This is a genomic window from Vibrio penaeicida (genome assembly GCF_002933855.1).
Classification (GTDB): Bacteria; Pseudomonadota; Gammaproteobacteria; order Enterobacterales; family Vibrionaceae; genus Vibrio; species Vibrio penaeicida_A.
Genome location: NZ_BFAQ01000025.1, coordinates 17,538 through 31,769 on the forward strand (window position 1 = coordinate 17,538; position 14,232 = coordinate 31,769).

12 protein-coding genes are annotated in these 14,232 nt (G+C 45.9%); 1 reads left to right on the forward strand and 11 read right to left on the reverse strand.

What is annotated here, in order from left to right:
- Positions 1-59: 59 nt before the first annotated feature.
- Positions 60-1,406 (reverse strand): DEAD/DEAH box helicase, encoded by a 1,347-nt coding sequence (locus tag VPNCDNU1_RS14920; protein WP_104401057.1) that lies wholly within the window; start codon positions 1,404-1,406, stop codon positions 60-62.
- A 359-nt stretch (positions 1,407-1,765) separates the two neighbouring features.
- Between VPNCDNU1_RS14920 and VPNCDNU1_RS14925 the strand changes: the two genes are divergently transcribed.
- Positions 1,766-2,056: an Lpp/OprI family alanine-zipper lipoprotein gene (locus VPNCDNU1_RS14925; protein ID WP_101111640.1), complete on the forward strand. Its 291-nt coding sequence runs from the start codon at positions 1,766-1,768 to the stop codon at positions 2,054-2,056.
- A gap of 122 nt (positions 2,057-2,178) precedes the next feature.
- On the opposite strand, the gene VPNCDNU1_RS14930 is transcribed toward VPNCDNU1_RS14925, so the two are convergent.
- From VPNCDNU1_RS14930 to VPNCDNU1_RS14975, 10 genes are all read right to left on the reverse strand, one after another.
- Positions 2,179-3,078, reverse strand: a complete 900-nt coding sequence (locus tag VPNCDNU1_RS14930) for a L,D-transpeptidase family protein (RefSeq protein ID WP_104401058.1) — start codon at positions 3,076-3,078, stop codon at positions 2,179-2,181.
- A 156-nt stretch (positions 3,079-3,234) separates the two neighbouring features.
- A complete protein-coding gene (gene phrB, locus VPNCDNU1_RS14935; RefSeq protein WP_104401059.1) occupies positions 3,235-4,704 on the reverse strand; it encodes a deoxyribodipyrimidine photo-lyase in 1,470 nt (489 codons plus the stop codon).
- 7 nt (positions 4,705-4,711) lie between these two features.
- Positions 4,712-5,530 (reverse strand): MerR family transcriptional regulator, encoded by an 819-nt coding sequence (locus VPNCDNU1_RS14940; protein WP_104401060.1) that lies wholly within the window; start codon positions 5,528-5,530, stop codon positions 4,712-4,714.
- 27 nt (positions 5,531-5,557) lie between these two features.
- Positions 5,558-6,511 carry a DUF523 and DUF1722 domain-containing protein gene (locus VPNCDNU1_RS14945; protein ID WP_104401061.1) on the reverse strand — a complete coding sequence of 318 codons (954 nt, stop codon included), beginning with the start codon at positions 6,509-6,511 and terminating at the stop codon, positions 5,558-5,560.
- A gap of 231 nt (positions 6,512-6,742) precedes the next feature.
- Complete coding sequence (locus tag VPNCDNU1_RS14950) at positions 6,743-8,386, reverse strand: FGGY-family carbohydrate kinase (RefSeq protein ID WP_104401062.1); 1,644 nt, start codon at positions 8,384-8,386, stop codon at positions 6,743-6,745.
- 54 nt (positions 8,387-8,440) lie between these two features.
- Positions 8,441-9,172 (reverse strand): SDR family oxidoreductase, encoded by a 732-nt coding sequence (locus tag VPNCDNU1_RS14955; protein WP_104401063.1) that lies wholly within the window; start codon positions 9,170-9,172, stop codon positions 8,441-8,443.
- Between the two features lie 55 nt (positions 9,173-9,227).
- Entirely contained in the window at positions 9,228-10,487 is a 1,260-nt protein-coding gene (locus VPNCDNU1_RS14960) for a sugar ABC transporter permease (protein ID WP_104401064.1), read from the reverse strand.
- On the reverse strand, positions 10,484-11,344 hold the full coding sequence (locus VPNCDNU1_RS14965; RefSeq protein ID WP_104401065.1) for an ATP-binding cassette domain-containing protein: 861 nt from the start codon (positions 11,342-11,344) through the stop codon (positions 10,484-10,486). Before VPNCDNU1_RS14965 ends, VPNCDNU1_RS14960 begins: the two co-directional genes overlap by 4 nt.
- Positions 11,345-11,586: 242 nt before the next feature.
- Complete coding sequence (locus VPNCDNU1_RS14970; RefSeq protein ID WP_104401066.1) at positions 11,587-12,672, reverse strand: ABC transporter substrate-binding protein; 1,086 nt, start codon at positions 12,670-12,672, stop codon at positions 11,587-11,589.
- Between the two features lie 335 nt (positions 12,673-13,007).
- Complete coding sequence (locus tag VPNCDNU1_RS14975; protein WP_104401067.1) at positions 13,008-14,039, reverse strand: LacI family DNA-binding transcriptional regulator; 1,032 nt, start codon at positions 14,037-14,039, stop codon at positions 13,008-13,010.
- Between the last annotated feature and the right edge of the window lie 193 nt (positions 14,040-14,232).

Sequence of the window (14,232 nt, forward strand, 5' to 3'; positions counted from 1 at the left end):
AGATAAAAACGCAAAAAGCCCAGCTTCAATCGCTGGGCTTTCTTATCTAACCGGACATTTTAGTCGTCGCTAGGCGGTTGTGGCTTTTTCTTCTTCGGCATAAATACCTGATCACCAACCGCCACATTTGTGAGGAAAGTTTTATCACGCTTGGCTGGCTTCTTAGCGCCTTTCTTCGCTTGAGGCTTGCGTTTCTTCTTGGCATCGCCAGCATTTTTTCGAAAGTCTGGCTTACGCGGCTTAATGCCTTTGAATTTTCCTTCAAGACCTTCCAACACGGAGAAAGAAAGATCTTGTTGTAAGAAATTCTCGACTCGCTTAAAGCTATCCCAATCTTTAGGTCCAACAAGAGATACGGCGTTTCCTTTGTTGCCCGCACGACCAGTACGACCCACACGGTGCACGTATTCTTCTGTATGCTTTGGCATATCGAAGTTAATCACGTGCGTAACGCTCGCAATGTCGAGCCCACGAGATGCGACGTCGGTGGTCACCAATATTTTAAAAACATGGCGCTCAAATTGGCTCATGATGTTGTTGCGCTGCGTCTGGTTTAAATTGCCGCTCAACGCCATGGCCTTCAGGCTCTTTTCGTTCAACTCTTTGGTTAAGCGCTCAGTATCCGCGCGAGTTGCTGTGAAGATGATGACCTGGCGGTATTCAGACTCTTCCAAGATGCGATTCATGATCGCTTCTTTGTGATCAAGGTGATCACAAAGGTAGAAAGTTTGCGTGATGTCTTTGTGTTCTTCGTTCGCGCTGCCAACAGAAATGCGTTTTGGTGCATTCAGCATTTCAGAAGCAATGTCGTTCACTTCCGCATGATCCAGCGTCGCTGAAAACATGAGCGTCTGACGACGGCGATGTTTCGCTGCATTGTGAATTCGGCGAAGCTCTGGAGCAAAGCCCAAATCCAACATTCTGTCTGCTTCATCAAGTATCAGTGTATCCACGCCATCGAGAAACATAGAACGATGCTCAAGGTGGTCAGCCAAACGTCCTGGCGTCGCGACAATGAATTTAGGGTATTTACGAAGCGCTTTAACTTGATCGTTAAAGTTTTCACCACCCAAAATAAGGGTCGCGTCGTAAGATAAGCCACCCAACATGGCGCGAAGTTCACCGTACACCTGCTTAGCAAGCTCACGTGTTGGCGCTAAAATGACCCCTCTTGGATCTTTCGCAGAGAAAGCTTTGGTTTTAAGCGCTTTATGAAGCAACGGTAATACAAATGCTAACGTCTTACCCGATCCGGTTTTAGACGACGCCAACAGGTCTTTACCTGCAATAACAACGGGAATGGATTGACGTTGAATATCAGTTGCTTGCTTGAAGTCGTAGTGCTTCAGGTTTTTCAATAAGCGGTTATCTAGCCCTAAGTCTTTAAATTGCAAAGGATTCTCCAAAAAGGTGGTACAAGGTGTTTTATCAGCGCCGTATGATAACTCTTTTTAAGGACCAGATCACAAAAAATAGTCGCTATTCTTATTAGCCCTCATGCAAGCCATTGTGTCACGCTATCTACAAATTTGTCATTTTCATGTTAGATTTTAGAGCGATGCCATCAGATGGCGGATTTTTGTGCCATATTAGAGACTGGTGACCACATGTGAGTAGTACTGATTTACGTTTTCTCACAAGCGGCACTATGATTGAGTAGCAACCTTTCATACCTAAACAATCAAAGCCATTTAACAAAAAGCTTTATGTGCGGGAATTTAGGGAATAAAACAAGCTATAAAAAAATGTCCAACAAGGAGTTCTTATGAACAGCAAATTACTTTTAGCAGCGGGTATTTCTTCAGTTCTGTTTTTGGCAGGTTGTTCTGGCGCGCCAGACACAGCTTCCAGCAAACTGGATGAGCTTACTAATCAGGTTCAGCAGCTCAGTCAGCAAGTTTCTTCGCTTCAATCTTCTCAAGAAAAAGCGAGCATGAAAGCAGAAGAAGCAGCTTCAGCAGCGAATGGTGCTAAGAGCGCTGCGATGTCGGCTCAACAAGAAGCGGCACGTGCAAACAGCCGTATCGATAACATCGCGCAGTCTTATACTAAGTAAGCTCGGAGATTAAGTAAAAAATGGGTGCATTTGTCACTCAGATATTTTCGCTTGCAGCCGGATTTAAACGGCTGATATCAAAATATGTAACCTGAACTTGGGTTATTAAGAGGTTAGGTTATTTATGGCGTGGCAATTTCGATTGGCACGCCGTTTTGTACTTGAACTGCGGCCTTCGCTTTTGCATCTGAAATATTAAATTCATCCATCCACCAGCCAAGCTCCATTGGCAACTCTAACCTTGCTTGAACGCCTTTGCTGTTGGTTAATGGCTCATGCACTTCAATAAACACACTTCTGTCAGGTTCTAGCGACATTTTGATTGGTTGATTAATGATCCTTACCTGTTCACCTTTGTTCGCCTGTTTAAACAGCCATTCGATGTCTTTAGGCTCCATTCGGATACAGCCCGCGCTTACACGCAGCCCAATGCCAAAATCTTTGTTGGTACCGTGAATCAGATACTCTCCAGATCCATACGCCAAACGCATGGCATAGTCACCCAAAGGGTTTTCCGGCCCTGCGGGCACGACCCGCGGCAAGCTGATGCCTTTTTCGGCGTATTCTTTGCGGATCGATTTAGGGGGAGTCCATGTTGGGTTTGGAATTTTGCTCGAAATTCGCGTGACCATCTCGGGCGTATCTCGCCCAACTCGACCTATGCCTACAGGGAAAACGTGAACAATGTCTTCGCCTTTGGGGTAATAATACAACCGCAATTCTGGCAAATTGATAACAATGCCCTTTCTAGGCGTATTCGGAAGAATGAAGTGAGTAGGAATAGTCAGTACAGAGCCTTCAGGGGGAAGGAACGGGTCGTACCCTTTATTGGCAGCCATAAGTGAAAGAAAGCCAACATCGTATTGCTTAGCGATTAGAGCGAAGGTTTCCCCTTCTTGAACCACATGTCGCTGCACGGTCCCAGCGATATTACTGCCTTCAATAGGCAGTGAAAATGTTGCTGCCGAAACCGACGATGCAACCAAGGATACCAACCAAACACCAACGACCGCTTTCTTCATTCCTACTTTTACCTTAATTTCTTTCGTTCAACATTTCTTTCGATCAACATCGTTTTTGTCAGCCTAGTTCGTTCAGCCAAGTAGGATCATGTCAGCAACGCCGGTGCATCGTCAACATACTTAACTTGAGTTCAAGTGACTTAACCCTAATTCAAGCTACTTACCCTTTGCTTTCTTATACATGCTCAACGCCAGCTCGCGCTGAGTTTTATGGTCAACAACACGCTCAGGATAGTTCAGCGTGTGGCTTTCTGACCAAGTCCAAGGCTGATGAATGTATTTTGATGGCACCTGTTTCAACTCCGGAACCCAATGACGCACAAATTCGCCTTGAGTATCAAATTTTTCTCCCTGAGATATCGGGTTAAAAATTCGAAAGTACGGCTGACCATCGCACCCTGTTGAAGCCGACCACTGCCAACCCCCGTTGTTTGCCGCGTAGTCTCCGTCTGCAAGTTTTGACAGAAAATAGTCTTCACCCCATCGCCAATCAATTAACAAGTCTTTGGTTAGAAAACTCGCCACAATCATTCTTAGCCGATTATGCATCCATCCAGTAGAATTGAGCTGTCTCATAGCTGCATCGACAATCGGATACCCTGTTGTGCCATTTTTCCAACGCTCGAACCAATCTTTGTCATTGTGCCATTCAAGATCAACCGCCCAGTCAATAAACGGTAAGCCTTTACTTAATTTTGATTCAAATTCGAGTAAATGTTGATAAAACTCTCGCCACACCAACTCACTCAACCACGTTTGTTCGCCTTCATTGAGGTCGTCCATACTACGTTGGTAAGTCAAACGAGCGACGCACTGCCTAACTGAAAGAAAGCCAAGCGCTAAATAAGGTGACAACTTGCTGGTTCCTTCAACAAAAGGAAAGTCTCGATCTTCTTTATAGCGGGTGGCGCTTGTTGTATGACGAAGCGCGTTTTTTGCCGAACTGAGAGGATTTTTTGCGCAAAACTCGCGAAGCTGATGAATCAGTGATTCCGTTGAAACATCATATTGATTGCTGTCCGTCCGAGCGTAACTGAAATGGCACTTTGAATTGAATTCGCTCACCAGAGACTGAAGAAACGCCACTTCCGGCACCTCAACGTTACCCTTTTTTAAACGTGGAAAGACAGAAACACCAGCTTGAGAAACCTGACTTAGCCACGCTCGCTTAAATGGCGTGAAGACTTTGAAATACTCACCTTTTTTGTTGAGAACACTTCGCGGAGGTAAGACACATTTATCGTGATAGAGATGAAAGTTTTTTGATGGTGGACACCCGCTTTCAATGGACGAATCTCGCTGCTTTTCGTTCCATTCATGTTCGATATTGGCGTGTAATGCTTGAATTTTGTCGTAGGTAAGCAACTTAGATATTAAATCGGCTTGCTCTGCAAACGTCGACACTTCGGCGTAAACCAAGGGGATATTTAGCTCATGCAATTCTCGCTGCAATTCATACAAACGCCGATAAATCAGATCCGCTTGAATGGGAGCCAGATGGTGGGACTCCCATTGCTGAGGTGTCGCGATATACAGTGCAATGACAGGCTGTCCGGTTGCTATTGCTTGTGAGAGTGCGGTGTTATCCAACGTTCTTAAATCACGACGAAACCAAACCAATTGCATACTATTGTTATTCTTCTATCTGATTGAAATACACTTGCTGGATAAGCGGAGAATACCCCACTTCATACGCATCTAATGCCGCGAAGGACTTAATGTCTCCAGCCGTCTTACTGCTGATGTTTTTACTGCAATGAAAGTAGACTTGAGAAACAGATTCTGAGTCCACCATTTCAGGTAGCCCACTCACGTCTTCAACGCCTTCCAGCATAGTGACGCGGTTTCCGCTATCTGAAAGCAAAAGGGCATGTATTCGTGTGTCCACACTTCCGGGGGTATCAAAGCTTACAAGTAACGCTTTTTTGTTCTGAGACACTTTGTTTTCCGATTCAATTATCCGGTTAGATACCACCATAATTAAAGAGCGAAACAGAGAGATTTGAAGGGAACGCTGCGTCCCTTTTACTGAATCCAAGGCTTCTTGAACAGGGTAAATCACCTTGTTCACAATATGCTGAGTAGGGTACTCCTTAAACAAAGCGGAGAGAATTTTATCGCCCTTCTGAGCATCCATTTTGGCAATGGCCTCAAGCAGAGAATCCACTTCTTTCAACGATTCTTCACTCGGTTCAGCGAGATCCGATTTCGAACCGCCTAGGATTAAATCTTTCACCTTCCCAATGGGGACCCCTTTATTGAGCCACCCCTGAATTTCACGGATGTCATTGATGTCCTTTTCGGAAAAAAGACGGTGACCCTTTTGAGTTCGTTTGGGTTGAATCAAACCGTAACGCCTTTGCCATGCGCGCAGCGTAACGGGTTTGATTCCAGTCATCTCAGAGACCTCTCGAATGGCAAATCGAGGGTTTTTCTGATTAAGATCTTTCATAGTTAAAGGTTTTCATAATTAAGGTTCTCACAGCCCATATCTTAATCTCAGTTCTTGTGGGTATGGGTCTAAAAATCGTTGAGTTTCTAAGTATTGGTCTGGGTACGAATTCAGGTAGTGTTTGATCAGTGTTAACGGAGCCAGCAAAGGTAACAAACCTTGGCGATATTCATGAATAGTATCCGCCAATTCTTTCTTTTGGTTTCCATTCAGATCACGTTTGAAATAGCCCTGAAGGTGCATCAAAACATTGGTGGTGTTTTTGCGACTTGCGCGGTGCTTAAGCGCATTCATGAATTCGTTACGATATTGAATGTAAAAAGCTTGGGAATCGTAAAGTTTAATGTTGGCGACCAAACGACCAATAGACCGATAAGATTCAGGGTGATGCGCCATTAAACTGAGTTTGTACCGAGAATGAAACTTAACGATTTTCCCTGGCGTTGGTTTTCCACCCATGGATTGGTAAAAATCATGCAGAGCATAAACTCGCGCAATGAAATTTTCTTTTAAAAACTGATCGTGCAAGCGCCCATCTTCTTCAACAGGAAGCCACGGCATTTTTTCCATTAGTACTTTGGTGTAAAGCCCAACGCCATTTTTGTCGGCGCTGTTTTTCTTGTACACCTTGACTCGCTCCATCCCACAAGTTGGAGATTTTGCGCAAACGACATAGCCGCATAAATTCTCTGAGATCAATTCTTCAACTTTGCTTTTTGAAAAATCCATCATGCGATCCGTGTACTCTTGGTCGGGGTTCTTTGTTTCGACAAGAGCCACTCGTTCTTCATTACTAATGAGACGAATGGTAGGGCGCGGCACTGGGAGCCCTATTCCAACTTCAGGACAGACGGGAACAAAACTGACGTATTCCGAAAAATCTTTGGTTAAAAAGTTATTGATTTTGTGCCCAGAGTCGAAACGTACTTTCTCTCCGATTACACACGCACTTACACCAATTTTAATTTCATTCGCTGCCATAGTTTTCTCCCTAACCACTTTAGTTGGATGATTGAGTTGGTTGACTAGGTTGGATAGTTGTTTTGTACAATTATTTTTCTTGTACAAGAATCTATAGCATTTCGATCACATCGATACAAAAAATAATTTTGTATCGTTTATTGCTTCGCTGTAAAACCGGCCTAATGATTTCGGTTTAACTAATTGATATAAATAACGTAAATGGCATGAACATGATGTATTTATAACGTTTTAAATTTCTCTAAATTTTTTGTTCACTTCTTGAATTTCAATGAAAGCTGCATAACGCTGACGGTGTATATTCACCACTTTTTCTGTCGCAGTGGAATATTGCTCGCCGAAGTGCGACATGGTTTTCATCGCTTCAAACACATCATTAAATACGCCAGCCGCAACCGCTGCCATAATGGCGCTGCCAAGCATCACAGGCTCACTTGCGATAGGCGCAACAACCGGAAGCTCTGTTGCGTCGGCTAGAATTTGACGAATTAGTGGATCTTGCCCCGCACCACCACTTACGACTACCTGCTTCACTTGAATGCCCTCTGCCGACTGGGCACCAATGATCTGTTTCAACCCATAAGCTAAACCACATAGCCCCGCCACATACAATTTAACTAAGCTCTCGACTGAACTGTCCATATCAAGCCCTAATATCGCCCCGCGAGCATCTGGATCGGCGTGAGGCGCTCTATTCCCAAGAAACTCCGGAAGAACATGCAGCCCTTTGGCTAAGAAAACGGCATCGCTGAGTGACGGGCAAAGCGCTTTCGCCTGTGAAGATAAATATTGAACCGGCGTACAGTTTTGTATTTGCGCCATGGCTTTTAATTCTGGGAACGCAGGATGCGACTGAATCAAATGATCCATAGCGGCACCTGCAGCTGACTGCCCAGCCTCATTCAGCCACATTCCGGGGATCATCGCAGAAAAATACGGCCCCCAAACACCTGATACCAAGGTTTTGGTTGTAGACGTGGTCATGGTGCAAGCCGATGTGCCAAAAACATACGCAAGGCTAGCCGTTGGATCTGAAATACCTTGCTCATTAACCGCACCGACCGAGCCCATTCCACCAGCATGGGCATCAATTAACCCAGCAGCAACGGCAACCCCGACGGGTAACCCCAAGTGCGCGGCAGCATCTTGCGTTAAACCTTGTGCAAGCGAAGTACCCGGAGCGACAACAGTAGTTCCTATTTTGGCGAAATTGTCACTGGTTAGTTCACTTAGCCCGAATTGATTAAAGTACGTCTCGTCCCAGCGGTTTTCATGAGCTAGGTAAGTCCATTTGCATACCGTGGTGCATATGGAGCGCGAGAGCGACCCGCTAGACTTCCATGTCAGAAAGTCCGTCAGGTCAAAAAAGTGCTTTGCGTTTAAATACGTTTCTGGCAGATTTTCTTTTAGCCACAACAACTTTGGCGTTTCCATTTCTGGTGAAATTCGGTTGCCGACATAGTCAAGAACCGAGTGCCCTTCTTCATTGATGCGCTTGGCTTGTGACGTGGCACGTTGATCCATCCAGACAATCACGTTTCTGTCTGCATGATTGTGAACCCCGACGGGTAAAGGCTGATCGTAATCGCCAATAACAACCAAAGAACATGTCGCATCAAAAGAAATACCAACTACGTGATGTTTATCAATACCCGCCTCATTCACCGCCGCGCGAACACAATCGCCAACGGCATCCCAAATTTGATCGGAAGATTGCTCGTATCTTGCGTTTTCATCGCTGAACATCAGCACATCGCACTTTGCCGTACTGAGCTCTTTGCCTTGGAGATCATACACACCAGCACGAGCACTTCCTGTTCCTACATCCACTCCAATGACGTATTTATCTGCAACTTGCACTTTGCTTGCTCCCATTTATAGCACTCCGTTTTTCATTCCCCGTTTGTAACAAGCCACTTAAACTTCCGATTAGAGCTCTACACTATTGGGTAGAATGACCAAATCCCGAACCGTTACGCCAGGTGACCGTGTCAGCATAAAGACAATGGAATCCGCTACTTCCTCGGCTTGCATTAAACTGCCGTTCGCCAATGCCTCTTCCATCTTGTCTTTTGGCCAATCATCCAAAAGGGCTGTTACAACCGGTCCTGGAGCCACCGCCCCCACACGTATCGAGTGGGGAATCAGTTGGCGTCGTAGCGAATGCACAAACGCCTGAATGGCATGTTTCGACGCGGTGTAAATAGGTTCGTAAACCACAGGAATAAACCCAGCGATCGAACTGGTCACAACAATATCACCACATTTTTGCTCGATTAAATGCGGCAGCACCGCTTTTACCGATCGAAATACTGCGTTGATATTGAGATTCAACATGCGATCCCATTCATCTGGATCCCCTTCGGCGAAGATTCCCCCAACATACGAACCCGCATTGGCATGAAACCCATCGAGCTTTCCATTGGTCAGCGCTAGAATGCCTTCAAGCATGCCCGAAACTTGACGCGGTTCCATCAGATCCACCTCCAATGGCAGAGCCAACGTACCCAAATCTTCGCAGGCTTTTTCTAAACCATCTTTGCTTCTATCAATCAGAACAACGGTTGCCCCTTCATCAATCAATGCTTTTGCGCAGGCTAATCCAATCCCAGACGCCGCGCCCGTTATCGCGTAAGCCTTTCCTTCAATGTTCATTTTCATGGGTTCTGTTCCTTATTCATCGTTACCGGTTTTCATGAATACCAGTTTGGGGGCATTACGCTTTACCGTGAGAAACACGGCTTCGGCGGGCAAGGCTATCGATAATCACAGCGACTGCGAGAACAGCTCCGGTGATCATGTACCGATGCGCCGATGAGAGATTGAGCAACGTTAAGCCGCTCGCGATGGACTGAATGACGATAATGCCAAGCAGCGCCGACCACGCCGAACCACGGCCACCAAAGAGGCTGGTTCCACCAATCACAGCCGCAGCAATGGCATTGAGATTCACATCGCCCGTTCCTGCCTGTTGGCTTGAAGAGGCCAAACGCGCTGCCGCCAGTACACCCCCTAACGTTGCCAACGTAGAGCACGTTACAAAAGCGCTAATGTAGATAGCTTTTACGTTGATACCCGCACGGCGAGCTGCTTCTGCGTTTCCGCCAACCGCCAGCATGTATCGTCCCCATTTGGTGCGAGTTAGCGCGTAGTTAAGTGCGACCACGAGAAAAATAAACAAACCAAACATCCATGGAATGCCGCGCCCCTGATTTAAATAGGCACTCACTGCGAGTAACAACACCGTGACTATCAACGCTTTCACCCAAATGAACTTGGCACTTTTGGCTGAAAGGTTTACCGACTTGCGTTTGCGTCTAAGCGTCCATTCAGAAAAAGCAATAACGCCACCAGCGAATACAGACAGTGAGTAGGAAACCCAATCTGGCATCACCATCAATTGCCCAAAATTCACCATTGAAGAACCGTAAGGCAAATTGATAGAACCGGTAGAACCCAGTAAATACAATTGCAAACCAAGCAACGCGAGCAATCCTGCAAGGGTTGAAACAAAACTCGGCATACCGAAACTGTTTCTTAAAGATGCGTATGCAAAGCCCACCATGGCACCAAAACATAGGCTTATTCCGATCGCGATGCCCAAAGGCACACCTTGGTTTACCCAAAGCACACCCAAAATCGCTGATCCGACACCACTCATGGAGCCAACGGATAAATCAATTTCGCCAAGCATCAAAACGCAAACAATACCAAGGGCGATAATCCCGACAGTCGAACTATCGAAAAGCAGGTTGACGAGGTTATTGGGCGATAAAAATATCGGATTAATGTAGGTAAAGATCCCCCAAATAAGGATTAACCCCACCACCACGGGTAACGAGCCTAAATCCCCGGATTTTATCTGGTCGATGAATTTGCGAATGTATCCACCCAAACCAGCCGCATGAGTAACGCGGGTATCGCTTCTATCCAACAAATGGTTTGGGTTCGGCGTAACATTAGAGGAATGATTCATGCCTTTTCCTCCACCGCGGTTGACGCGTTATCCATTCGGTTCGCACGCTCCATCGCTGCATTATCAGTGGCACCCGTTATTGCTCCTATCAACTCTTCGTTGGAAGCGTCCGCTCTAAATATCCCATTGTTTTTTCCTAACCGTAGCACCACAACTCTATCGGCTACGGCACGTACATCCTGCATGTTGTGGGAAATCATGATTACTCCTAACCCTTTGGCTTTTATGCGCTCGACCAAATTCAAAACCTCTGCCGTTTGCGCCACTCCCAATGCCGCTGTGGGCTCATCCAACATCACAATTTTAGGGTCGAGAAGTAACGAACGAGCAATCGCCACGGTTTGGCGCTGTCCGCCAGACAGAGACGCAACCACATCTCTCACACTGGGTATTCGAGCGGCTAATTCATTGAGCAGTTGCCAAGACCTGACTTCCATTTCCGTTTCATCTAGATTCAGGCTGTTCTTCTCTTGTCCCAAAAATATATTGGCGACAACATCGAGGTTTTCACACAAGGCTAAATCTTGGAAAACAGTTGCAATCCCAAGCTCTAGCGCATCGCTTGGTTTTTTGAATTCCACCTCTTTCCCTTCAAACGCAATCGCCCCTGAACTTAATGCATGCGCACCAGCAAGGATCTTAATCAGGGTCGATTTTCCCGCCCCGTTATCCCCAACCAGCGCCACCACTTCACCAGGGTAAACATCAAGGTCGATGTTGGTTAGTGCGGCGACCGCACCAAAATTCTTGGACACATTGCGTAGGCTTAAAATAGGCTGAATGCCTTCTTTGGAATCCAATTCTGTTTGGTTTGATTGCTTTTGGGCTTGTTCTTGAGATGAACCATCCGACGCCATAAAACTCACTCCAGTCAAAGCGTTTTTTATTCAACACTTTTCGTTTAACGCTGTTCGTTTATCGCTTTCCACCTATACGCAGATTCTTATCTTGAGCATTGGGCAGTAAAGCGCTCGCCATTTACGCTTTGAGTTCAGACCTTAAAACATAATGAAAAGCCTGATAAAGAGTGCCACCTCACCAAAAGACCGGTGGCACTCATGTTCAAACTGGTTAAAAAGGCCAGTTTGAGGACAAAGCGTTACTTAATTCCCAGTTCTTTACAGCCCGCTAGGTAGCGACCAGTACAAACGTCATCAGCAGAGGCAATACCCGAATCAAAAATGATCTTTTTGATGTTGCCGCGTGTGACCACTTCAGGGACAAATAACTCAGATGGCGTGTTGTAGAGTGTTGTTTTGGCTTTCGGTGTTTCGCCGTTCAACATGGATACCGCGACTTTTGCTGCCGCTGCCGCCACAATTTCAGAAGGCTTGGAAATGGTGTTGTATTGATCGCCAGAAATGATCAATTGAAGGGCCGCCAACGTGGCATCGTTCCCCGTTACAGGCGGCACAGGATCAACTCCCGCTGCTTTAAACGCCGCTATCGCACCGCCGCCAGTGCCGTCATTCGCCGCGACAACGCCAATGATCTTCGAACCAAAACGGTTAATTTGGCCACTTGCCCAAGACTGCGCTTTTGGTGGTGCCCAATTTGGTGTCGCGTATTCCGCTAGCGTGCCGTATTCACTGCCGTCTAGCCCTTGATCGATCCCATCTCGGATAAGACCCGCTGCAGCATCCGTCGGTGAGCCATTAATTTGCAATATGCCGCCTGAATCTTTCGACACTTTATTGATTCGTAAATGCTCAACCAAGCTATCGGCAATGGCTTTACCTATGCCTTGATTATCGAACGAAACATAGTAGTCCGCGGCTCTATCTGGGATTGGTCTATCATACGCAATGACCTTTATCCCTTGGCTTTGCGCCAACCCAACTAATGATGCAGCGGCGCTTGAGTCCACCGGATCCAATACGATCACTTTTGCACCTTGGGTAATCACGGAATTGAACTGCTGTTGTTGCAACGCAACATCCGCATTCGCATTTTGGTAGATCACTTTACAATCCGAGCAGAGTTCACTCATCGCCGCCTTAAAGCCGGGGTAATCATGTTCTTCATAGCGAGTTGAGGCTTGGTCGGGCATAAGAAATGCGACCAGAGGGGCAGCAATACTTTGCGCAGACACCGCGCTCAAAGAGACAAGCAACGCAGCAGAAACACTCAGTTTGCTTGCCGATTTCAGCTTGCTCGCTAACAGTTTCGTGGCTAAGGATTTCATAGTTAATACTCCATTTAAGATATGTCAGGTACAGCAGTACCCTCAGCAGCCGTCCGACAGCCGCTGTTCCTTTATCCCTCCACCGTATTGCTTTTAAAACTTGGGTATACTAAAGTGCAAAAGTCTTCTGTTTGCTGCAACAAACAAAGACTTTAGAACTGTCCTAAGTTCTAACAACCAGCGAAAGTGTAGGGTCGATTTTCTTTGGTAAAGTCTATTTCCATGTAAGTTTGTTCTACATTTTCGTTCCTTCTTTCTGCTTTTATCCGATAGTTACTACTCAAGTTACATTGCCGAGATTCGCTAGAAATACTGCTGTATTAAGTTTTATCCGCTCATTTTTCTATCGCAAAATTCAAAACCGATGCTCGCTCGATCAATTCCGCTTCTAATACCGTCGAAAGTTTCACATTCTGTTCTGCATCTCCGTTGATTCTCAACATCAACCTGTCCCATGCGTGTTTGGCTATTGCTTCAACAGGTTGGCGCACCGCCGTTAAGCTAACGCTTCTTGCCGACATCCAGGCATAATCATCAAATACCAATAGCGAAATATCCTCTCCTACCTTGATGTTGCGTTCTGCTAAAGCAGTAAGCGTACTGAGCGTAGTAACGTTAGTAAGAGAAAAAATGGCAGTTGGGTGGGGGTTTGCGTCTAACCATTCCCCAACTTTTACTGCTCCGGCATCAAGGTCGGCGCCAATTTCAATTACATCATGAGTCGCGCTATTTGTATTTTCTAGCAGAGCCCTAACAGCTTGTTTTCCACCTTCAACACGTTCATTTATTGGAGGAAAAGACAGATCGGATGCGATGGTCAGAATATTCTTGTGCCCTGCCTCACGTAAGTAACGACACGCCATTTCACCAGAATCTCGATTATTTATGGTGATGGAATCGAGTGCCGATTCATCTACTGCGACACGGTCTACCAGCACTACGGGGCAAGCATCGGCTTTATCGATCAATATTTGTGGAAGGTTTCCCGAGCATGGGACGACGATCATACCTGCAGGGTGCCAGCTCAATAATGTCCGAATGCGCGATTGTTCAATATCCGTTTGGTCGTGAGCACTCGCCACAATCACGTCGTAACCTTGCTCGTAAGCGAAACTTTCCAATAAGGTTACTATGGTGGCAAAAAATGTATCGGTAATATTAGGAACCAGTACAGTAACCACTTTGTTGTGTTGGGAGCGTAACTGAGATGCCACTCGGTTTACTTGATACCCAAGCGACTCCGCAGCGTTTTGAACACGCTCTTTAAGATCCGTATTAACGGGTTTCTTTCCGGAAAACACATTAGAGACCGTCGCCGTAGAGACTCCCGCCAGATTTGCCACTTCTCGAATTGAAGGTTTCTTCATGCAACCAAAGCCCTTATCTACTAACTGAAGCCTTTATTTACCTACTGTAAAACGTTTAACTCAAATTACGTTACTTAATAAGTGGTCAATAATCAAGCGTGTTGTTGATAATTTGTTCAATAAGGATTAAAGGATTGTTAAAAGAGGCATAACACACTCAAGTATCGAGCTTAAAAGAAAGAAAACACTTGCT